The sequence below is a fragment of the Nocardioides mangrovicus genome (genome assembly GCF_003674065.1).
In the GTDB taxonomy this organism is placed as follows: Bacteria; Actinomycetota; Actinomycetes; order Propionibacteriales; family Nocardioidaceae; genus Marmoricola; species Marmoricola mangrovicus.
Genome location: NZ_RDBE01000006.1, coordinates 394,410 through 415,513 on the forward strand (window position 1 = coordinate 394,410; position 21,104 = coordinate 415,513).

At 71.7% G+C, this 21,104-nt stretch carries 22 protein-coding genes; 7 read left to right on the forward strand and 15 right to left on the reverse strand.

The features are described 5' to 3' along the window. Positions 1-15: 15 nt before the first annotated feature. Positions 16-714, reverse strand: coding sequence for a VOC family protein (locus D9V37_RS07850; protein WP_121805566.1), 699 nt, complete (start codon positions 712-714; stop codon positions 16-18). Between the two features lie 46 nt (positions 715-760). Between D9V37_RS07850 and D9V37_RS07855 the strand changes: the two genes are divergently transcribed. Further along, positions 761-1,222 carry a MarR family winged helix-turn-helix transcriptional regulator gene (locus D9V37_RS07855; protein ID WP_232524805.1) on the forward strand — a complete coding sequence of 154 codons (462 nt, stop codon included), beginning with the start codon at positions 761-763 and terminating at the stop codon, positions 1,220-1,222. Next, complete coding sequence (locus D9V37_RS07860) at positions 1,219-2,487, forward strand: MFS transporter (protein ID WP_232524806.1); 1,269 nt, start codon at positions 1,219-1,221, stop codon at positions 2,485-2,487. Before D9V37_RS07855 ends, D9V37_RS07860 begins: the two co-directional genes overlap by 4 nt. Before the next feature lie 51 nt (positions 2,488-2,538). Here D9V37_RS07860 and D9V37_RS20410 read toward each other — a convergent pair whose 3' ends face one another. Then, positions 2,539-3,423, reverse strand: a complete 885-nt coding sequence (locus tag D9V37_RS20410; RefSeq protein WP_198412432.1) for a hypothetical protein — start codon at positions 3,421-3,423, stop codon at positions 2,539-2,541. Positions 3,424-3,485: 62 nt separating this feature from the next. After that, positions 3,486-4,712 (reverse strand): 4-hydroxyphenylpyruvate dioxygenase, encoded by a 1,227-nt coding sequence (gene hppD / locus D9V37_RS07870; protein ID WP_121805568.1) that lies wholly within the window; start codon positions 4,710-4,712, stop codon positions 3,486-3,488. An 82-nt stretch (positions 4,713-4,794) separates the two neighbouring features. Here hppD and D9V37_RS07875 point away from each other — a divergent pair, with 82 nt between their 5' ends. Beyond that, entirely contained in the window at positions 4,795-5,259 is a 465-nt protein-coding gene (locus D9V37_RS07875) for an Lrp/AsnC family transcriptional regulator (protein WP_232524807.1), read from the forward strand. Between the two features lie 11 nt (positions 5,260-5,270). After that, positions 5,271-5,693, forward strand: coding sequence for a DUF4234 domain-containing protein (locus tag D9V37_RS07880; protein WP_198412433.1), 423 nt, complete (start codon positions 5,271-5,273; stop codon positions 5,691-5,693). A 181-nt stretch (positions 5,694-5,874) separates the two neighbouring features. On the opposite strand, the gene D9V37_RS07885 is transcribed toward D9V37_RS07880, so the two are convergent. From D9V37_RS07885 to D9V37_RS07915, 7 genes are read right to left on the reverse strand one after another with little or no spacing between them, the layout of a single operon-like run. Then, positions 5,875-7,674: a DEAD/DEAH box helicase gene (locus D9V37_RS07885; RefSeq protein WP_121805569.1), complete on the reverse strand. Its 1,800-nt coding sequence runs from the start codon at positions 7,672-7,674 to the stop codon at positions 5,875-5,877. Next, positions 7,671-8,699 carry a zinc metalloprotease gene (locus D9V37_RS07890; RefSeq protein WP_147455893.1) on the reverse strand — a complete coding sequence of 343 codons (1,029 nt, stop codon included), beginning with the start codon at positions 8,697-8,699 and terminating at the stop codon, positions 7,671-7,673. The genes D9V37_RS07885 and D9V37_RS07890 overlap by 4 nt, the downstream gene beginning before the upstream one ends. Positions 8,700-8,744: 45 nt before the next feature. Further along, positions 8,745-9,719, reverse strand: a complete 975-nt coding sequence (locus tag D9V37_RS07895; RefSeq protein WP_121805571.1) for a zinc metalloprotease — start codon at positions 9,717-9,719, stop codon at positions 8,745-8,747. Positions 9,720-9,755: 36 nt separating this feature from the next. Further along, positions 9,756-10,688: a zinc metalloprotease gene (locus D9V37_RS20415; protein ID WP_198412434.1), complete on the reverse strand. Its 933-nt coding sequence runs from the start codon at positions 10,686-10,688 to the stop codon at positions 9,756-9,758. Next, positions 10,685-10,939 carry a DUF3039 domain-containing protein gene (locus tag D9V37_RS07905; protein WP_121805572.1) on the reverse strand — a complete coding sequence of 85 codons (255 nt, stop codon included), beginning with the start codon at positions 10,937-10,939 and terminating at the stop codon, positions 10,685-10,687. Before D9V37_RS07905 ends, D9V37_RS20415 begins: the two co-directional genes overlap by 4 nt. 58 nt (positions 10,940-10,997) lie before the next feature. Then, positions 10,998-11,639 carry a YqgE/AlgH family protein gene (locus D9V37_RS07910; protein WP_232524808.1) on the reverse strand — a complete coding sequence of 214 codons (642 nt, stop codon included), beginning with the start codon at positions 11,637-11,639 and terminating at the stop codon, positions 10,998-11,000. 19 nt (positions 11,640-11,658) lie between these two features. Then, the gene (locus D9V37_RS07915) at positions 11,659-12,234 is read right to left on the reverse strand and encodes a hypothetical protein (protein ID WP_147455894.1); all 576 of its coding nucleotides are present in this window, start codon (positions 12,232-12,234) and stop codon (positions 11,659-11,661) included. Between the two features lie 133 nt (positions 12,235-12,367). Between D9V37_RS07915 and D9V37_RS07920 the strand changes: the two genes are divergently transcribed. Beyond that, positions 12,368-13,057 (forward strand): TetR/AcrR family transcriptional regulator, encoded by a 690-nt coding sequence (locus tag D9V37_RS07920; protein ID WP_121805574.1) that lies wholly within the window; start codon positions 12,368-12,370, stop codon positions 13,055-13,057. A gap of 22 nt (positions 13,058-13,079) precedes the next feature. Here the strand turns inward: D9V37_RS07920 and D9V37_RS07925 are convergent, their stop codons facing one another. Next, a complete protein-coding gene (locus tag D9V37_RS07925; RefSeq protein WP_158604412.1) occupies positions 13,080-14,114 on the reverse strand; it encodes a DUF3048 domain-containing protein in 1,035 nt (344 codons plus the stop codon). A gap of 77 nt (positions 14,115-14,191) precedes the next feature. Further along, positions 14,192-14,956 carry a 3-oxoacyl-ACP reductase FabG gene (gene fabG, locus D9V37_RS07930; protein ID WP_121805576.1) on the reverse strand — a complete coding sequence of 255 codons (765 nt, stop codon included), beginning with the start codon at positions 14,954-14,956 and terminating at the stop codon, positions 14,192-14,194. Between the two features lie 113 nt (positions 14,957-15,069). On the opposite strand from fabG, the gene D9V37_RS07935 reads away from it, so the two are divergent. Beyond that, positions 15,070-16,116: a phosphatase PAP2 family protein gene (locus D9V37_RS07935; RefSeq protein WP_121805577.1), complete on the forward strand. Its 1,047-nt coding sequence runs from the start codon at positions 15,070-15,072 to the stop codon at positions 16,114-16,116. On the opposite strand, the gene D9V37_RS07940 is transcribed toward D9V37_RS07935, so the two are convergent. Beyond that, positions 16,086-16,496, reverse strand: a complete 411-nt coding sequence (locus D9V37_RS07940; RefSeq protein ID WP_121805578.1) for an HIT family protein — start codon at positions 16,494-16,496, stop codon at positions 16,086-16,088. The two genes, D9V37_RS07935 and D9V37_RS07940, sit on opposite strands and share 31 nt — an antisense overlap. A gap of 20 nt (positions 16,497-16,516) precedes the next feature. Beyond that, the gene (locus tag D9V37_RS07945) at positions 16,517-17,497 is read right to left on the reverse strand and encodes a helix-turn-helix transcriptional regulator (RefSeq protein ID WP_121805579.1); all 981 of its coding nucleotides are present in this window, start codon (positions 17,495-17,497) and stop codon (positions 16,517-16,519) included. A gap of 63 nt (positions 17,498-17,560) precedes the next feature. Here D9V37_RS07945 and D9V37_RS07950 point away from each other — a divergent pair, with 63 nt between their 5' ends. Beyond that, the gene (locus D9V37_RS07950; protein ID WP_121805580.1) at positions 17,561-19,021 is read left to right on the forward strand and encodes an MFS transporter; all 1,461 of its coding nucleotides are present in this window, start codon (positions 17,561-17,563) and stop codon (positions 19,019-19,021) included. Positions 19,022-19,074: 53 nt separating this feature from the next. Here D9V37_RS07950 and D9V37_RS07955 read toward each other — a convergent pair whose 3' ends face one another. After that, a complete protein-coding gene (locus D9V37_RS07955; RefSeq protein WP_121805581.1) occupies positions 19,075-21,066 on the reverse strand; it encodes a purple acid phosphatase family protein in 1,992 nt (663 codons plus the stop codon). Between the last annotated feature and the right edge of the window lie 38 nt (positions 21,067-21,104).

Here is a 21,104-nt window from a genome sequence, read left to right on the forward strand (position 1 = left end):
TTCTGACTCGCGACACTAGGACCCGGCCCGCAGCCCGACGGTCGTACCGTCCGGGTCGGCGAGGTCGACGCGGTCGTCGAGCTCGCGCACCAGCGTCGCGCCGAGGCCGAGCAGGCGTGCGGTCTCGGCGGCGAGGTCGTCGGCCACCGCGTCGAGCCGCTGCCGGGCGGGGCCGGCCTGCGGCGCCACCGGCGGGCCTCCCCAGGACACCTTGGTGCCACCGAGCGGCGACTGCACCGCGGTCTCGCCGCCGTCGTCCCACACCAGCGACCAGCCCAGCGCGTCGCGCCAGAACACCCCGACGTCACGGCTGCCCTCGCACGTGACCTCGCCCAGGAACCCGGTGCCGGCCAGGAAGCGGTTGCCCGGCTCGATGACGCACAGCTCGTTGTCGCCGGGGTCGGCCAGGACGACGAAGGCGTCCGCCGGGGCCTGACCCACGTCGAGGTGACGCCCGCCCAGCTCGAGCACGCGGTCCACGGTGCCCTGCTGGTCCTCGAGGCTGGTGCTGGTCAGGTGCAGGTGCAGGCGTCGCGGACCGACCTGCTCGCGCTCGGAGGCGACGAAACGCAGCCCGACCTGGGTGGCCGAGCCGGGCAGGAGGGCGCCGCCCGCCTCCGCGACCACCGAGCGGTCGAGCAGCGCCGCCCAGAACCGGGCCGTCGCCTCGGCGTCGGCCACCTCGAACGTCGCCGCCTCGAGTCGCACCGCCATCGAAGCACCGTAGCCCGGGGTGATTTATATAGGGAACCTATGTATAGTGAGCGCTGTGGGACAGGACCGGCTGCGAGACCTCAGCAGCGACCTGGTGATCCAGGTGGCGCGGCTGGTGCGCGACGTACGCCGCAACAGCTCGGACCTGCCGGCCAGCGCGACGCGGCTGATGAGCCTGATCGACGAGCTCGGCCCCAGCACCGTCGGCGTGCTCGCCGAGCGCGACCGCTGCAGCCAGCCGACGATGACCGGGATGGTCAAGGGCCTGGTCGAGCGCGGCTGGGTCGACCGGACCCCGCACCCACACGACTCGCGCGCCCAGCTGGTCGACCTGACCGACCTCGGGCGCACGGTGCTGACCGACCTGCGCCGGCGCCACTCGGCGCTCATCGCCGAGCGCGTCCTGGCCACCGGACACACCGAGCAGGAGCTCGAGGCGGCCGTCCGGCTGCTCGCCGACCTGCTCCCACCCCACCCCGACGACACCACCCAGGAAGGACCGGCGTGACCGCCACCCAGCACACACCCACCTCTCACCAGCAGGCCAAGGCCTCGATCCTGCGGCAGCCACGCGCGGTGTGGGCGGTCGCCTTCGCCTGCGTCATCGCGTTCATGGGCATCGGCCTGGTGGACCCGATCCTGAAGTCGATCGCGGCCCAGCTCGACGCGACCCCGAGCGACGTGTCGCTGATGTTCACCAGCTACATGGCGATCATGGGGATCGCGATGCTGGTCACCGGCGTCGTCTCCAGCCGCATCGGGCCCAAGCGGACCCTCATCGGCGGCCTGGTCCTCATCATCGTCTTCGCCGCACTGGCGGGCTCGTCGAACAGCGTCGGCGCCATCGTCGGCTTCCGCGCCGGCTGGGGGCTGGGCAACGCCCTGTTCGTGGCCACGGCCCTGGCCACGATCGTGATGTCGGCCTCCGGCTCCACCGCGCAGGCCATCATCCTCTTCGAGGCGGCCCTCGGCATCGGCATCGCCTCTGGCCCGCTGGTCGGCGGGGTGCTAGGCGAGCACTCCTGGCGCGCACCGTTCTTCGGCGTGTCCTGCCTGATGATCATCGCGCTGGTCGCCACCGCCTTCTTCTTGCCCACCACTCCCCCGAGCGGACGCAAGACGTCGCTGGCCGACCCGTTCCGCGCGCTCAAGCACAAGGCGCTGCTGCTCATCGCGCTGACCGCGATCTTCTACAACATCGGCTTCTTCACCATCCTCGCCGCGGGCCCGTTCGCGCTCCCCGACGCCGGCATCATCCAGATCGGTTGGGTCTACTTCGGCTGGGGCCTGCTGGTCGCGTTCGTCTCGGTCGTCGTCGCGCCGATCGTGCAGCGTCTCGTCGGCACGGTGCCGGCCATCCTGGGCACGCTGGTGCTCTTCTGCGCCGACCTCGCCGTGATGGCGGTCTTCGCCGACCACCCGACCGTGGTCACGATCGGCATCGTCGTCTCCGGCGCGTTCATCGGCAGCAACAACACCCTCATCACCGAGGCCGTGATGGGCGCGGCCCCGGTGGAGCGGCCGGTGGCCTCCGCGGCGTACTCGTTCGTGCGGTTCTGCGGCGGCGCGATCGGCCCCTACGTGGCGCTCAAGCTCTTCGAGCACGGCGGCCAGGTGCACGTGCACGCGCCGTTCTGGTTCGGCGCGGCGGCCGTGGGCCTGGGCATCCTCGTGCTGGCCGCCGGTGCGCGCACCGTCGCCGGCCGGACGGCGCACGACCCGGCCGGCTCGGAGCCCGAGACCGAGGCCGTGCTGGCCGGCGACGCCGCCTGAGTCCGGAGACGTCATACGTTGTGGTCGCTCGCACGACCACGGCGTATGACGTCAGCCGCAGCTGTTCTTGGCCAGCTGCTGGTCGGTCATCTGCTTGCTCTTCGCCGGCGCCACGACGGTGTCGCTCGAGGCCCCGGGCGTGACGGTGGCGAAGTAGCGGTCGTTCTGGATGGAGCTGAACTGGCTGGTGTCGACGCCCAGCGCGGCGGCGAGCTCCGGCACCAACCCGTAGCCCGGGACGGTGAAGGTGATCGTCTTGCCGTCGGCGACCAGGAAGGCCGGCGCGGTGCCCTTCGGGTTCGCCTGCTCGAGCTGCTCCTTGAGCGAGCCGCTGAGCAGCGGCAGCACCGAGGCGATCGGGATCGAGCCCTGGAAGGTCCCCGGGCCGCTGTTGCCGGTGACCTTGAACTCGTCGAGCAGGGCGACGGCGAGCGGCGTCGAGCCGCCGGAGGACACGTCGAGGGCGTAGGACGACGACAGGTCGCTGGCGGTGCTGGCCAGCCAGCACGAGCGCGAGGGCTGCTTCCACTGGTCGACCTGCAGGTAGGCCTTGCCGTCGACCAACCGCACCCGCGCGGTGGCGACCTTCTTCGTGGTCGTGTCCGGGATGGTGACGGTGGCGGACACGGTCTCGTCCTTGAGCGAGTAGCTGCCCTGCGCCCTGGAGACCTGGGTGCCGTCGACCTTCTCGTCGGACTGGGTGAAGGTGCCGGTGCCCTGCTGCTGCACGCTCTGTCGGATGCTGGCGAGCTTCGGATCGGCCGAGGCCGAGCCGGACGGAGTCGACGAGGCGGAGGCGCTCGCCGAGGCCGACGCAGACATGGAGGCAGAGGCCTTCTTGGGTGAGTCCGAGCCGCCGCAGCCGGCCAGGCCCACGGCCAGCACGGCGGCACAGCACAGCAGGCCCGACACACGCCCGACGGAAGCAGCAGACACGGCAGCAGACGGTACCGCCTGGCCCTGAGCCCGGCCCGCCCGCGTCGCCGGGCGCAGGAAGGTCACAGGTTGCCGCGCAGCTCCTGCTCGCGCTCGATGGCCTCGAAGAGCGCCTTGAAGTTGCCCTTGCCGAACCCGAGCGAGCCGTGGCGCTCGATGAACTCGTAGAACACGGTCGGCCGGTCGCCCAGCGGCTTGCAGAAGATCTGCAGCAGGTAGCCGTCCTCGTCGCGGTCGACCAGGATGCCGCGGGCCTTGAGCTCCTCGATCGGCACACGCACCTCGCCGATTCGGGCGCGCAGCTCGGGGTCGTCGTAGTAGGAGTCCGGGGTCTCGAGGAACTCGATGCCGTTGGCGCTCAGCGTGTCGACGGTGCGCAGGATGTCGTTGGTGGCCAGCGCGATGTGCTGGCAGCCGGCGCCGGCGTAGAACTCCAGGTACTCGTCGATCTGCGACTTGCGCGCCGCCACGGCCGGCTCGTTGAGCGGGAACTTCACCCGGTGGTTGCCGCTGGCCACCACCTTGCTCATCAGCGCCGAGTAGTCGGTGGCGATGTCGTCGCCGATGAACTCGGCCATGTTCACGAAGCCCATGACCTTGTTGTAGAACTCGACCCACTCGTCCATCCGGCCGAGCTCGACGTTGCCGACGCAGTGGTCGACGGCCTGGAACGTACGCCGGCCGCGGGCGTTGGCCGCGTCGCCCTCGCCGCGGGCCACGGTGCCGACGGCGGCGACGTAGCCGGGCAGGTAGGGCCCGTCATAGTGCGAGCGGTCGACCAGGGTGTGCCGGGTCTCGCCGTACGTCGCGATCGCGGCGGTGCGCACCGTGCCGTGCTCGTCGGTGACGTCGTGCGGTTCCTCGAGGATCGTGGCGCCCACCGAGCGGGCGTGCTCGATGCACCGGTCGACGTCGGGCACCTCCAGCGCCAGGTCGACGACGCCGTCGCCGTGGCGGCGGTGGTGGTCCAGCAGCGGGCTGTCGGGGCTGACGCCGCCGGAGAAGACGAACCGCGCCGAGCCCGAGCGCAGCACGTAGCTCTTGGCCTCGCGGCTGCCGTTCTCGGGACCGCGGTAGGCCTCCAGCTCCATGCCGAGGGCGAGCTGGTAGAAGGTCGCGGTCTGGGTGGCGTTGCCGACCACGAAGCACACCGCGTCCATGCCGGTGACCGGGAACGGGTCGCTGCTGGCGTCGTACTCGACCAGCCCGACCAGCTCCTTGAGCTGATCGAAGCTCAGCCCCGCCTGGATCTCCTCGTCGGTCAGCGCCGTCACGGTGGTCTGCGTCATGTGCGCACTGTGCGGGGAACCGGTCAACCTGTGCAACACTTACTCGGTTTGCTGGACATGTTGCCCACCCTGGGAGCCGAGAGTGGACGATCTGGATCGCACCTTGCTCAGCCTGTTCACCGACGAGCCGCGCATCGGCGTCCTGGAGGCCTCGCGTCGCCTCGGCGTCGCCCGTGGCACGGTGCAGGCCCGCCTGGACAAGCTGTCCGCCACCGGAGTCGTCACCGGCTGGGCGCCCGCCCTCGACCCGGCCGCGATGGGCCATCCCGTTACGGCGTTCCTCACCCTCGAGATCCACCAGCAGAGCCAGGACCACGACACCGTCGGCCGCGCCCTGGCCACGATCCCCGAGGTGCTCGAGGCCTGCACCATCACCGGCCCGGGCGACCTGTGGTGCCGCGTGGTCGCCCGCTCCAACACCGACCTGCAGCGCGTCATCGACGCCGTGCTGTCGATCCCCGGCGTGCTGCGCTCCAGCACCGTCATCGCGCTGGCCAGCCAGGTGGCCTACCGGGTCAGCCCCGTCCTCGGCGCCGAGGACGGCTAGCCTGTCGGCTCGTGACCCAGCCCCAACCGGTGCCCGATCCGCTGCCGCAGCCGCAGTACACCTACGACGGCCCCATCGGCCGCCCGCGCAGCACCGGGACCTGCATCCTGCTGACGGTCGTCACGCTCGGCTTCTACACCTGGTACTGGTTCTACGTCGTCCACGACGAGATGAAGCGCCACACCGGCAACGGCATCGGCGGCGGCCTCGGCCTGGTGCTGGGGATCCTGCTGGCGCCGGTGCTGTACTTCCTCACCCCCTACGAGGTCGAGGCGATGTACCAGCGCAAGGGCTGGCAGAGCCCGGTCAGCGCCCTGACCGGTCTTTGGGCGCTCCTGCTGGGCTGGGCCTGCTTCGCCGGCCTGATCGTGTGGTTCGTGCAGACCAACAACGCGGTCAACGCCTACTGGCGCAACCTGGGCGCCGAGGGCTGAACACCCACGCGAGGCGTCGCGTAGCCCGAGCCCCAGCGAGGGCTACGCAGGAGCCGAGACGTCTGCGCAGCTAGCGGCAGGAGCGGGTTGGTCTGAAGCCGGGGAGTGCGCTCGCCAGGATGCGACGCCTCACCGTCCCAGACCGGCGGCAATGCGACGCCTCACCATTCAAGACCGGCAGCTAAGCCCCCCTCGCCCAGTCCCGGATCCGCTCGATCCGCTGCTCGAGCTGCACCTCGCTGGCGACGGCCGACGGCGGCCCGCCCAGCTCCTTGCGCAGCGTGTTGTGCGTGACGCCGTGGGGCTGGCCGGTGCGGTGGTGCCAGGCGGCGACCAGCGAGTTCAGCTCCCGACGCAGCACCGAGAGCCGCTCGTGGGTGGCCGGCTCGCGCACCGACGGCTCGGGGGCGCCGGTCTGCTCGTCGCGACGCTTGCGGGCCCGGTCGCTCTGGCGCTGCCGCAGCAGGTCGCGCACCTGGTCGGCCTCGAGGAGGCCGGGGATGCCGAGGAAGTCCATCTCCTCCTCCGAGCCGACGTGCACCTCGCCCTCGTGGCCGAACTGGGCGCCCTCGTAGAGCACGTGGTCGAAGGTGGCGTCGGAGCCGAGGGCCTCGAAGGGCAGCGACTCCTCAGGCTCGGTCTGCGTCTGCTCCGCCGCGGCCAGCAGGTCCTTCTCGGCGGCGAAGATGTCGTCCTCGTCGCGCACGGTGCGGCCCAGGACGTGGTCGCGCTCGAGCTCCATCTCCGAGGCGAACCCGAGCAGGCCGGGCACCGAGGGGACGAACACCGACGCCGTCTCGCCGCGCGCGCGGGCCCGCACGAACCGGCCCACGGCCTGGGCGAAGAACAGCGGCGTGGAGATGGTGGTGGCGTAGACGCCGACCGCCAGCCGCGGCACGTCGACGCCCTCGGAGACCATGCGCACCGCGACCATCCAGCGCTGGTCGCCGTCGGTGAACTCCGCGATCCGCTTGGAGGCGGTCTTCTCGTCCGAGAGCACCACCACCGGCTTCTCGCCGGCCACCTCCGCGAGCAGCTTGGCGTACGCCCGCGCGGAGTCCTGGTCGCCGGCGATCACCAGACCACCGGCGTCGGGCACGTGCCGCCGCACCTCCGAGAGCCGCCGGTCGGCGGCGGCCAGCACCGACGGCACCCACGAGCCGTGCGGGTCGAGCGCGGTGCGCAGCGCCTGGGCGGTCATGTCCTTGGTCAGCGGCTCCCCCAGCCGGGCGGCCACCTCGTCGCCGGCCCGCGTGCGCCAGCTCATGGTGCCGCTGTAGGCCAGGAACAGCACCGGCCGCACGACGTGGTCGGCCAGCGCGTGGCCGTAGCCGTAGGTGTAGTCCGCCGCACTGCGCGGGACGCCGTCGGCGCCCGGTTCGTAGCGCACGAACGGGATCGGGTTGACGTCGGAGCGAAACGGCGTGCCGGTCAGGCACAGCCGGCGCCGCGCCGGCTCGAACGCCTCGCGTACGGCCTCGCCCCAGCTCAGCGCGTCGCCGGCGTGGTGCACCTCGTCGAGGATGACCAGCGTCTTGGAGCGCTCGGTGCGGATCCGCAGCGCCAGCGGGTTGGCCGCCACGCCGGCGTAGGTGACGGCGATGCCGACGAAGTCCTTGCTGGTGCGACCGGCCCGGCCGGCGTACGCCGGGTCCAGCGGGATGCCGACGCGCTCGGCGGCCTGCGCCCACTGGGTCTTCAGGTGCTCGGTCGGGGCGACGACGGTGACCTTGTCGATCACCCGGCGGGCGAGCAGCTCGTTGGCCACGGTCAGCGCGAACGTGGTCTTCCCGGCCCCCGGCGTCGCCACGGCGAGGAAGTCGCGGTTCTCGCCGTCGAAGTACCGCGTGAGCGCCGCCGACTGCCAGGCCCGCAGGCTGCCGGCCGTCCCCCAGGCGGCACGCTCGGGCCACGCCGGGGAGAGGTCGACGGGAGCGGGTCCACCTGATGAGGCGTCGAGCGGCTGGTCCTCCCCCGTCACGACGCCCGGTGCGGGGCGCGGTAGTGCGCCCAGCTGAGGTCCATGTACGAGGACTGGTCCGGCGTGAACTGGTACATCGCCTCGTCCCAGCTGTAGTCCATGAAGTTGTGGATCGCGTCGTCGCCGACCCACTGCGGGTGGTCCGCGTCCTGGACGCAGGTGTCCTTGCCGACCGGGTCGCCCGAGGTCGGGTAGGCCTGCACCGGGGTGTCGGCCAGTCCGTCGTTGTCGACGCAGTCGTCCACCGGGTCGGGTGCCTCGGTGCTGCCGACGGCCTGGTCGTTGAAGACGTGGCGCAGCCCGAGCCAGTGGCCGATCTCGTGCACCGCGGTGTTGCCCAGGTTGAAGTGGGTCAGGTTCCCACCGGGCAGCGACTGGTCGTTGACGATCAGCCCGTCCAGACGCGGGTGCGCGGCGTACTGGTAGGGGAAGGTCGCGTACCCGAGCAGCCCGCTGCTGCGGCTGGGCTGCACGAAGTAGATGTTGAGCGTGTACGCGTGTCCCTGGTGCAGCGTCCGCTTCATGCGGTTCGCCGTCGCCCCGGGGGCGCTGACGTGGTACCAGGCCTCGTTGCGGGTCTTGGTCACCCCGCGCAGCGCGAACCGGAAGCTGGTGTCGGCCGTCGTGGTGCTGTTGACGTCCGGCGTCCGCCCGAGGGCCTCCTGGCCCGCGTAGGCCTGGTTAAGCACGGCGATCTGGCGGCGGACGCCCGCCAGGGTCGCGTGGCGCTCGCCGCGGTGGGTGCCCTCGATGATGTGGGCCCGCACCCCGATGACGATCGACCCCGGCGCGTACTGCGCCTGCCGCCGGGTGGCCTGCGAGCGCACCGCGCGGTCGACGGCCCGCGCAGTGGCGGCCGACATCGTGCCGCCCGCCTCGGATCGCTCGACAACCTGCGTCGAGCGGTGGGACGAGACCGGCTCCTCCTCGGCCGAGGCCGAGGAGGACAGGCCCGCCCCACCGCATACGACGCCGACCAGCGCGCCGGCCGCGAAGACGCGGACCGGCACACGAGGTGACTTCACCGGTGGTGGGTTCCTCTCAGGAGGGGGACGAAGCAAGCGTGCAGGTCAGGAGGCGCGGTAGGCCGCCCGGGCCGCCGAGATGCGTGCGGCCTGACCCGCGGTGAACTGGTACATGAAGTAGTCCGGCGCGTAGTCCATGAAGTTGTGCACCGGGTCGGTACCGGCCGCCGGGCAGGTGTCGCGCTCGGCGGGCTGGTACTGCGGCTCGCCCTCGGCCGGGGTGTCGCCGACGTAGTCGTTGGGCTCGGCGCAGCCGGATCCGGCGTTGCCGTCGTAGCCCTGGAAGGTGTGGAGCAGACCCAGCCAGTGACCCACCTCGTGCACCACGGTGTCGCCCTCGTTGTACGGCGCCAGCTTGCCGCCGCGAATGCTGCTGTACTGGATGACCGACCCGTCGAGCAGCTTGCCCCGCTTGCCGCGGTTCTGCCACGGGAAGGTCGAGATGCCGAGCAGACCGCCGGGCAGGCCGGTGAAGTACAGGTTGAGCGTGTTGCGGCCGCCGCGGTGCAGCTTCTTCTTCATCGAGTTCAGCTGGCCGACGGTGCGCAGGTGGGCCCAGCGCTTGGACTTCGTGGTGCTGATCGAGCGCAGCCGGAACCGGACGCCGGTGTCGACGCCGGGGCCCTCGCCGCCGGCGTAGGCCAGGTTGAGCCACTTGACCTGCTGGCGCACCTGCCGCTTGGTCGCGTGACGGTGACGGTCGCGCTTCTTGGTGCCCACGATGATGTGCGCCCGCACCTTGATGACCCCGCCGCCACGGTGGGCGGCCACCGCGCGCTGGGTCGCCTTCGACGTCAGCACGCCCTGCACCTGCCGGGCGGTCGCGGCCGAGATCCGGCCCTCGTCGGCCGGCGTCAGCAGCCGGTCACCGGGCTTGGTGGCCTTGGCCGTGGCCTGCTGGTGGGCGCGCGCCGAGGCGGGCTGGGCGGCCTGGGCCGACGGCACGGACAGGCCGGCGAGCCCGCCGGCCCCGAGGAGCAGGGAGGCGAGCGCGACGGCGCGGGTGCGAGTGGTGGTCATGGTGGGAGCTCCCAAGATGTGGCGTGGTTGAAGGGGTCAGCGCCGCTGGCGGAACGTCGCCCAGGCGGAGAACATACGGGCAGCCTGCCCCGCGGTGAACTGGTCCATGCACGAGTCGAGGCTGTAGTCCATGAAGTTGTGCACCGGGTCGAGCCCCGGGCTCGGGCAGGTGTCGGCCGTAGTGTCGCAGCGATACTGCGGCGCGGCCTCCGCCGGGGTGTCGGCGACTCCGTCGCCGCTGCCCTCGCAGCCGCCCTGGAAGGTGTGCAGCAGCCCCAGCCAGTGACCGACCTCGTGGACCGCGGTGTCGCCCTCGTCGTAGGGCTTGAGCCGGCCGCCGGGCACCGTGTTGTAGGCGACGACGACGCCGTCGAGCCGCGGGTGCACGTGGTAGCGCCACGGGAACGTGGTGTAGCCGAGCAGCCCGTCGTGGGCGAGGTCGACGAAGTAGAGGTTGAGGGTGAAGCTCTTGCCCTGGTGCAGGCTGCGCTTCATCTGGTTCGCGACCCGGCCGGGCCCGCTGATGTGGAACCAGCGGTCGTTGACGGTGGCGGTGATCGAGCGCAGCCGGAAGCGGACGTGGGTGTCGGCGGCGACGCCCGGCGCCTCCTGCCCGGAGTAGGCCTTGTTGAGCTGCTTGACCTGCGCGATCACCTGCGCGCGCGTGGTGTGGCGGTCGTGACGGTGGGTGCCCTTGATGACGTGGGCGCGGATCGGCACCACGATCGTCGAGGGCACCGAGCGCTCGCCCGAGGCCGCGAGGCGTCGGTTGACCTGCTCGGCGGCCGCTCGCGACAGGCTCGAGCCGACGTCGCGGCGATAGGTGGGCACCGACGTCGACCGAGCCGTGCCGCTCACGCAGGCCGTGCCGGCCGAGACCCCGGTCGACGCACCGTGCGCGGGCGCCGCGGCCAGCGCCGGGGCCAGCGAGAAGAGGAGCGCAGCAGCCAGGAGGAGGGCGCGCTTCACTCCTCGTCACCGTGCTTGAGGCTCTCCCAGATCTCCTGGCACTCGGGGCAGACCGGGAAGCGCTGCGGGTCGCGACTGGGCACCCACACCTTGCCGCACAGGGCGACGACCGGGGTGCCGTTGACCATGGCGTCCATCAGCCGGTCCTTGGGCACGAAGTGCGAGAACCGCTCGTGGTCGCCCTCGTCGGTGGGGACGGTGCGTCGGTCCTGCTCGACGTCGGTCAGGACCCCGGTCCCCTGTTCGCTCACCGGCGCAGTTTAGGACGCCGCGCCGACGAGCGCGACGGGCGCCGATGTTCGGGCTCGATCAGTTCTGGGTGGGGTCCGCCGGCCAGGTGGCCAGCCAGGCCAGGTCGCCCGGCTGGCGGCCCAGCACCTGGCGCCACAGCGCCGCGGGGTCCTCGACCAGCAGGTCCTCGGGGACGCTGGGCACGACGTACCAGGCGCCCTCGGCGATCTCGCCGAGCAGCTGCGACCAGGACCAGCCCGCGTAGCCGGCGTAGATGCGCAGGCCCGCCAGCGCCGGGCCGACCAGCTCGGTCGGGGTGTCGAGGTCGACCAGCCCGGTGGCCTCGTCCAGCGCGCGCCAACCGACCGGGTCCCCGGCCCGCGGATCGCTGAGCCGGCCGACGGCGACCGCGGACTCCGGGCTGACCGGGCCGCCCTCGAAGAGCACCGCCGGGGCCGAGACGGCCGGACCCCAGGCGGCGAGCACGTCGCCGACGGCGACGGTGCCGGGCCGGTTCAGGACGACCCCGAGCACGCTCCCCTCGCGATCGACGGCGTCCTCACCGCCACTGTCACCGTCACCATCACGGTCGCCGGTCTCGACCTCGAGCAGCAGCACGATGGTGCGCACGAAGTGCGGGTCGCGCAGCATCGGCGCCGCGACGAGCAGGCACCCGGCGGCGGGCACGATGTTGGCTGCGCGCAGGTCCGCCGGCTCCACCCGCCCATCGTGGCACGGGTCAGGCGGCGAGGACCTCGCGCAGCCGGCGCACGAAGCGGGCCGAGCCGCGCGGCACGCGCTCGACCCGGCTCGGCGCCACGGAGGGCTCCGGGCGCTCGGCAAGCCTCGCCCGCGCCGCTTGTTCCAGCTCGCGCCCGGCGGAGACGGCGCGGGAGTCGGGGCGCACGTCCACGCGGCCGCCGATCCCGGCCATGGCCGCGAGCAGCTGGCGCTCCTTGGCGGTGGCCCGGCGCATGGCCTCGCCGACCTCGGGGTCCACCGGGTCAACGAGCTGGGCGTCGAGCAGCGCGCGCAGCCCGGGCAGCGAGCGGGCCGCCTCGGCCCAGGCCTCGCTGACGGCGCCCGCGCGGTCGGCCGAGGACTCGGGGTCGGCGTCGAGGCGCTGCTCGAGCAGGCCGACGAGGCGGTGGTGCCAGCGGAACTGCAGGGCGCCGACGAGGTCGCGGTGGTCGTGGAACGGGGCAGGCACGGTGGTGGGCAGAACGGGAGCCAGGGTGTGGTCCTCGCGCTGCTCGAGCCGCTCGGCGAGCTCGCGCAGGACGTCCCCGCGGCGGTGCTGTGCGGTCCAACTCATGGTGTGCTCCTTGGGGTGGTGGGAGTACATACCGTTGGTACGTACTCACAGTATGTCGGGCTCGCGGCGCCGCCTCCAACCCCGACACGGGTGACCTCGCCCACCCGGGTGACGCCGGTCATATGCTGGTCCGATGCCCCGCGCGCCCCGACCCACCGAGAAGCTGCTGGAGGTGGCGCGCTCGGGCTCGAAGATGGGCCGGCGCCAGCAGTTCTCCACCGCCACCAAGCGGGCGTTGGTCGACGTCGCCGAGGAGCACTTCGCCGGCCAGGGGTACGCCGCCACCAGCCTGGACTCGATCGTGGCCGGCGCGCAGGTGACCAAGGGCGCGCTCTACCACCACTTCCACGGCAAGCAGGCGCTCTTCGAGGCCGTCTTCGAGCGGGTCGAGCAGGAGGCCTGCGGCCGCATCACCGAGGCGCTACGCACTCGCGAGGACCCCTGGGACGCCGCGATGGACGGGCTGCGCGCGTTCCTCACCGTCGTCCAGGACCCGACCTACCAGCGCGTGGTGATCCAGGACGGTCCCGCCGTACTGGGCTACGAGCGGTTCCGCGAGCAGGAGCGGCGCTCCACGTTCGCGCTCATGCAGGACATCGTCCGGGCCACCTTGGACTCCTCGACCTACGACCTCGACGGGGCCATGGTCGAGACCTTCAGCCGGATCTTCTACGGCGCGCTCTCGGCCGCCGGCGAGAGCGTCACCAGCGCCGACGACCCGGTGCTGGCCGTGGCCCGCATCGAGGTGGCGGTGGGGCTGATCCTCGACGGACTGCGCGTGCTCTCCGACCAAGGCGTCACGCCGCGGGTGCCCTCCACCTGAGAAGAGGGCCCCAGCGGCCGGCTCACTGGTAGCTGAGGTTGCCGCCCTTGTCGTCGGTGGGCATGACCTCGATCCAGGTGTGCCCGGCCGGGATGCGCACGGCCTTGCCCGAGGCGTCCTTGAAGCGCCAGATGGCGCTCGGGCCCACCTTGGACCAGGTGCCCTTGAGTGCCTTCCCGTCGTGGAAGATCCAGGCGTTGCCGCTGCCCGTGGTGATCGACTCCGGCACGAAGTTGCCGGCCGGGTCGAGGTAGCCGGCGCTCTTGATGCCCACGCGCACCGCGATGACGGTGTTCGGGCGGAACCGGCCCTTGGGGTCGGCGTTGGAGTTGGTGTTGACGTACTTCCCGCCCTGGAAGGACCACTGGGTGGTGTGCCCGCCGCCGAACCGCGCGCTGATCGAGGTGGCGGGCTCGGTGCCGGCGAAGGCGCCGTCGGTGCTCCACTGCAGGTAGGGCTTGGTGGAGGAGGCCGGCTTGAGGGTCTTGACCAGGTCGCGCAGGTGCATCATCAGGTTGTACGGGGCGTGGCGCGAGGAGTCGCGGTAGAAGCCCGAGGCGCCGCCGTCGTTGGACTTGAAGTTGACGCCGGCGGCCTTGAGGCGCCCGATCGTCACGGCAGCGGCCCCGCTGGTGACCACGACGCCGTGCACCGGCTTGACGATGCCGATGTCGGAGGCGCGCATCGAGCGCACCGGCCCGACCAGCTCGGGGATGCGGGTGTCGAAGAAGACGGCCAGCCGGGTCAGCCCGCCCTCGACCAGCTCCTCGGTGATGAGGTCGGCCTTGCCCAGCCCCTCCTGCGGCTCGGAGGCCACCGTGTTGTCGATCTTGACCACCACCGGCGGGTGCGTCGGCGCGCTGCCCTTGAGCGGCAGGCCCGTCAGCGGCCAGACGGCCGGCTCGGCCGTCGCGCTCGGGCTGCTGCTGGAGCCGCCGTCCTTCGTCGAGGAGCTCTGGGAGTCCGCGCCGTGACCGCAGCCGGCCAGGGTCAGCGACAGCGCGGCGATCGCGGCGAGCGAGGCGGTGCGGGCAGGACGAGAGGAGCGGCGAAGCATGGTGATCATCATGGAGGGCCGGCCGTGGGCATCGTCCGACCGGGCGCGGCGAGTCGCCGCGCCCGATGTGATATCGATCAGCCGCCCGCGAGCGTGGCGCCGCCGTCGACGTAGAGGATCTGACCGGTGATGTAGGAGGCCTCGTCGCTGCACAGGAACGCTGCGGTGGCGGCGATGTCGCCGGGCTCGCCGACGCGGCCGATCGGGTTGCGCTGGGCGGCGGCCTGGCGGAACTCCTCGACGTCCATGCCGACCCGGCGTGCGGTGTCGTCGGTCATGTCGGTGGCGATGAAGCCGGGGGCGATGGCGTTGACGTTGACGTTGTAGCGACCCAGCTCGATGGCCAGGGTGCGGGTGAAGCCCTGCACGCCGGCCTTGGCCGCGGAGTAGTTGGCCTGGCCGCGGTTGCCGCGGGCCGAGCTGCTGGAGAGGTTGAGGATCTTGCCGTACTTCTGCTCCACGAAGCTCTGCTGGGCCGCCTTGCTCATCAAGAAGGCACCACGCAGGTGCACGCCGAGCACCGAGTCCCAGTCGGCCTCGCTCATCTTGAACAGCAGGTTGTCGCGAGTGATGCCGGCGTTGTTGACCAGCACGTGCACGCCGCCGAGCTCGGCGACGACGCGACCCACGGCCGCCTCGACGCTCGCGGCGTCGGCGACGTCGCAGCCGACGCCGATCGCCTGAGCGGCGCCGAGCCCCTCTGCGGTCTGCGCGGCCTGCGTCTCGTCCAGGTCGAGCACAGCCACCGCCGCACCCTCCTCGGCGAAGCGCTGGGCGATGCCGGCACCGATGCCGCGCGCGCCTCCTGTGACGATGGCCACACGTCCGTCGTAGCGTCCCACGTCCGACCTTTCTCCTCGACTGCGGTCGAGGTCACTGTAGGGTCATGCGTTTTCTGTGAACGCCCCACCCTCGCGGTAGCGTCTCCGGCGTGGGTGCGCCGAGATTCCGATTCATGGTGGCGTTGGCCGCCGTGATGACCGTCGCGACGGTGCTGGTCTGCAGCCTGCAGGACCTGCCCATCACCGACCCCGACGACGACGTCGCCGGTGCCGCCTACATCCGCTTCCCGCTGTTCCTCCTCGCCGCCTTCGCCGTCGACGTCGTGCCGCGCGCCCTGTGGCGTGCCCGTCGTGAACAGGAGCGGTTCGCGGTGGCCTTCCGCGAGGTGCTGCGCCGGCGCTGGACGCGCGAGCAGGTGCGGTTCACCCTGGTCGGGCTGGTCGGCTGGTACGTCTGCTACGCCACGTTCCGCAACCTCAAGAACGCCGTCCCGTTCGTCAACAGCAACCTGTGGGACAAGCCGTTCGAGCGCCTCGACCACCTGCTGTGGTTCGGCCACGACCCGGCGCAGGCGCTGCACTCGCTGTTCGGGCAGGGCTTCGCCGCGCAGGTGTTCTCCCTCATCTACGTCACCTGGATCGTGCTCATCCCGCTCGGGCTGACCTGGGCGCTGGTGTGGACCCGCAACCGGGCCATCGCCTCCTGGTTCGTCACCGCCATCGCGGTCGACTGGGCCATAGGCGCCTCCACCTACTTCCTGTTCCCGACGCTGGGTCCGATCTACTCCGACCCGAGGTCCTTCGCCGGCCTCGAGCACACGATGGTCAGCGGCCTGCAGAAGTCGATGTACGAGCAGCGCACCGTCGTGCTCAACAACCCCACCGGGCACCACACGCTGCAGTCGATCGCGGCCTTCGCCTCGCTGCACGTCGGCCTGATGGTGACGATGTGCCTGCTGCTGGAGCTGTGGGCGGTCAGGCGCTGGACGCGAATCCTGGCCTGGGTGTTCCTGGTCGCGACCTCACTGGCCACGATCTACCTGGGCTGGCACTTCTTCGTCGACACGCTGGGCGGCATCGTCGTGGGCGCCGCGGCGGTGTGGGTCTCCGCGCTCGGCACCGGCAACCACGACGGCTGGCGACCCAAGCTGGTGCCCGACCCCGAACCGGCCGCGCAGACCACCCTGGGTCACAGGACCGAGGCGAGCCGGCGCGCGTAGTCGTCGCGCTCGGCGACGTCGGCGTACGTGGTGCGCGGCCAGAAGAAGCCGCGCAGCCCGTCGCCCTTGGTGCGCGGCACCACGTGGCAGTGCAGGTGCGCCACCGACTGCGAGACCACGTTGTTCATCGCCACGAACGAGCCCTGGGCGTCCAGGGCCTGCGTCATCGCCGTGGTCAGCCGCTGCGCCACGGCCAGGAACGGGTCGCGCAACCGAGCGGGCAGCTCGGGCAGTGTCACGACGTGCTCTCGCGGCACGAGCAGCGTGTGTCCCTTGAACAGCGGCCGGACGTCGAGGAAAGCCACCACGTCCTCGTCGGCGTACACCACCGACGCCTCGGCCCGTTCGTCGGCGATCGCGCAGAACAAGCAGTCGGCCACCTCCTGAGCGTAGGGGCCGCTCAGGACAGGTCCTCGGGGACCGCCCGGCCGTAGCGGTCGGCGACGGCTCGGACGGCCCGCGCCAGCTCGGGCGAGTCCTCCACCTCGAAGTCGGCGTCGAGGACGCCCAGCCAGGACGCGACGTCGGCCGGGGTGCGACCGCCGATCGTGACCCGGCACCGGTCCTCGGCCAACGGCTCGACGGCGCCCTCGGCCCACCAGCCGAACCGCTGCTCGACGCGCTCGGCCGGCAGGTGCACCACCACGCGCCCGGTGACCTTCATCTGCACCTGGCGCGTCTTGCGGGCGACGTAGTCGGCGATGTCCTCGGCCGGCAGCTCGCGCAGCCGGAACCGGTGGCCCACCGAGCGGGCCTCGCTCATCCGGTCGACGCGGAACGTGCGCCAGTCGTCGCGCTCGACGTCGAACGCGACCAGGTACCAGCGCCGCCCCATGCTTACCAGCCGGTACGGCTCCACCCGGCGCTCGGTGCCGGCGCCCGCGTGGTCGGCGTACCCGAAGCGCAGCACCTCGCGGTCGCGGGCCGTGCCGGCCAGCAGCGCGAGCAGCTGGCCGTCGACGTCGGAGCCGCCCCGCTTCGGACCGACCCGGACGGTGTGGGCGGCCAGGGCGTCGACGCGACCGGCCAGCCGCTTGGGCAGCACCTGCATCAGCTTGGTCAGCGCTCGCAGCGAGGTCTCCTGGATGCCGTCCATCCCGCTGCCGCTGGTCGTGGCCAGCGACACCGCGACGGCCACTGCCTCGTCGTCCTCGAGCAGCAGCGGCGGCATGGCGGCCCCGGCCGCCAACCGGTAGCCGCCCACCGACCCTCGCGAGGCGTGCACGGGGTAGCCCAGACCGCGCAGCCGCTCGACGTCGTTGCGGATGGTGCGCTGGGAGACCCCGAGCCGCTCGGCCAGCTCGGGGCCGGGCCACTCGCGCGGGGTCTGCAGCAGGGACAGCAGCGTGAGCAGCCGGCCCGACGTCGTGGTCTGGGACATGTCGTGGAGAATAGTTCCACATCAGGAACTAAACATGCCTGATGCGCTCCTAGCGTCGGCCGCATGACGACACTCACCGATGCGCCGGTCACCGGCGCAGCCGTCCCCGTGGCGGCCCCGCAGCAGGAGACGGCCTCGCGGCCCTGGCTGGCGTTCTCGGCGGTCATCGCCGCGATCGTCCTCAACGTCTTGGACTCCACGATCGTCAACGTCGCCGCACCCTCGGTGCAGCGCGACCTGGGCATGTCCTCGGCCAGCCTGGAGTGGGTGGCCGCCGGTTACACCCTGGCCCTGGCCGTGGGGCTGATCGCCGCCGCACGGCTGGGCGACCGGGTCGGTCGTCGCCGGCTGTTCCTCCGCGGGCTCACCGGCTTCCTGGCCACCTCGGTGCTCTGCTCGGCGGCCTGGAGCGCCGAGGTGCTCGTCGGCGGCCGGGTGCTGCAGGGAGTCGCAGCCGCGCTCATGGTGCCGCAGTGCTTCGGGCTGATCCGCGACATCTTCGGTCCGGCGAGGATGGCCGCGCCGTTCGCCGCGCTGGGCCCCGTGATCGGGCTCTCGACGATCCTGGGCCCCGTGGCGGCCGGACTGCTGATGAAGGCCGACCTGTTCGGATCGGACTGGCGGATGCTCTTCCTCATCAACCTGCCCATCGGGCTGTTCTCGCTCGTGGTCGGGCTGGGTACGCTGCCCGCGCCCGCGCCCTCGCATGCGGGCTCGCGACCCGACGTCGTCGGCACGCTGCTGGTCGCGATGATGAGCTTCCTGGTGGTCTTCCCCCTGGTCGACGGGCGGACGCTCGGCTGGCCGGCCTGGGTGTTCGGCGTGCTCGCCGCCGCGGTCCCCGTGGCCGGGCTGCTGGCCGCGCACCAGCGCCGGCGCATCCGGGCGGGGCGCAGCACGCTCATCGAGACGTCGCTGCTGACCAAGCGCTCCTACGTCTCGGGCATCGTCTTCACGCTGTTCTTCTTCGGCAGCGTCATCGGGTTCTCGCTGGCCATCGGCCTGTTCCTGCAGGTCGGGCTGGGCTTCAGCGCGCTGAGGGCCAGCCTCTACCTGGCCGCGATGGCGGTCGGCGCGTTCCTCGGGGCGGGCGTCGGCGCCTGGGCGGCCACCGCGATCGGCCGGCCGATCCTGCACGTCGGACTGACGTTGATGGCGGCCGGGACGCTGGTGCTGTGGGTCGCCCTGGACCACGCGACCGGCGAGGTCGGCGTCGGGTCGCTCGCACCGGGTCTGGCCGTGTTCGGCCTGGGCATGGGCATGATCTTCGTGCCGCTGTTCTCGATCATCATCAGCGAGGTCGAGGACCACGAGGTCGGCTCGGCCAGCGGTCTGCTGGAGTCACTGCAGCAGCTCGGCGCCTCCCTGGGCGTCGCGGTGCTGGCCACCTTGTTCTTCGACCGGCTCGAGCTGGGTCGGCCGCTGGTCGCGGCACAGGACACCCTGCTGGCCGTCGTCGGCGCCATCGCCATCGCCTGGCTGCTCGGCTGGCTCCTCCCCCGCCGGGCCCGCGCCGAGGCGTGAGACGTCATACGTCCCGGTCGCCGCAGCGACCGGGACGTATGACGTGGTGTCGCTCAGTGGTGCGGGTGACGGATCGAGCCGAACCCGGCCCGGCGCTTGAGCGTGATCCGGTCGATCTCGGTGTAGCGCTGGTTGCTGCCCGGCAGGGCGTCGGCCAGCGTCCGGATCCGGAATGTCGTGTGCTTGCCGTGCGGCGCCGGGTCGACGTCGATGGCGATGAAGGCGTAGTTGTCGTAGCGCACCTGCGACCAGTCGACGGTCTCGGGCACCTTCGTGCCGGCGGGGTAGCCGCTGGAGTTCACGGCCGTCCCCTCCTTGCTCCACACGTAGCTGTTGAGCACGTTCTCGGTGTTGTTCTCGGTCACGTTCGCACCCCCGGGCGGCTGGTAGCCGCGGTAGCGCTGACCCTCGGCGAGCGCCTGCGGCCCGCTGGGCACGACGCCGGGAGGCGCCGGGTTGGCGGCGCTGGGTGCCGGTCGGAACGGGTAGCGCGGCCGGCCGCCGGAGCCGACGCAGATGTAGGTGACGCCGTCGACCTTGGGGTGCACGGTCGAGTGGTCCGGCGCGGCCTTGGTCCGCTTGCCGTACTTGATCGGGTCGGTGCGCTCCATGAGGTGGTTGTGGCCCTGCACCACCAGGTCCACCTGATACTTGCTGAACAGCGGGTCCAGCACGTCGCGCACGCCGCCGTCGGAGGCGTGGTTGTTGGTCGTGGAGTACGCGCAGTGGTGGAAGAAGGCCACGACGAAGTCGATGCCGGGCGCGACGTCGGGGTCGGTCCGCCACTTCTTCAACGTCCGCTTCAGCCAGTGGAGCTGGGCGCCGTCGGAGTAGCCGGTATTGGTCTGGATCTCCGCCGAGAGGTCGTTGGCGTCGACCGAGATCACCGCGACGTTGCCGTAGACGAAGCTGTAGACCGACGGGCAGGTCTTCGGCCCGTTGTTGGGCAGGTCGAGCCGCTTCTCGTGGCTGGCGTACCCGTGCTTGGGGCTGTCGCCGAGGAACTTCGTGCCGCCGTAGAGCGGCTCCATGTCGTGGTTGCCAGTGGCGAACATCCACGGCGTGTACGCCGCCTGCGGCTCGATCTGGTTGAGGAAGACGTCCCAGACGTAGGGGTTGTAGGCGTTCTTGCCCACCGGCGTCGGCATCGTGTTGTCGGCCGGCAGCCCGGACCCGCCGGGGTCGGCGTAGCAGATGTCGCCGGCCAGCAGCGTGAACACCGGCCGCTGGGTCTTCATCAGGTTGGTCATGGTGACCGCCGGCGTCAGGTCGGTGCCGCCGGTGCCGGCGACCGGGTCGGTGGTGGAGTAGTAGTTGTCGTCGAAGACGCCGCGGGCCCAGACGCCGTTGTTGGCGGTGACGGTGGCCGGGTCGTTGCCCCAGGCGTACTGCGGGTCGGTCGGCGCGTTGTTGGTGCCGACGTCGGCGAACGCGGTGAAGGTGAAGGGCTTGGGCACGTCGTGGTGGTGCCGCTTGCCGATCCGGTGCAGCGGGGCGGTGGCGAAGTGCGCGTCGCCGGTGCGCGTGCCGTCGGAGAGCCGGACGCGGTAGTGGTAGACCTCGTCCGGGCGCAGCCCGTGGATCTTGGCCTTGAGGTAGAACTGGCTGCCGACCGGCCCGTTGGGGATCGCGTACTGGCCGACCAGGTGCACGATGTCGGCCTCGACGCGTCGGCCGTAGTGACCGTGACGGTCGCCGACGTCGACGAAGGCGCGCAGCCTCTTGGGCAGCGAGCCCGTCTTGCTGACCAGCTGGGCGGTCAGCGCCATCCCGGACTCGCGCAGCCCGAACGACTCGGGGATGAACGAGAGATGGCGCCCGGACACGACGACGCCGGAGCGCCCCGCCACTCCCCCGCCGGCCGCGAACGCGGCGTTGGCCAGACCGAACTGGGCCGCGGTGAGCGCCCCCGCGCCCGCCGAGATGGTCTTCAGCGCGCTGCGGCGCGTGACGCTGTGGCGCGCCAGCTCGCGCGCGTTCCACTCCGTGAACTCGTCAACGGTGAGGGGCAGGTCCGGGTTGTACCGGATATTGGGATCAGGCATGAGCCCATCTGACGCCCCTCAGCCTGTGTCGCGCCCGG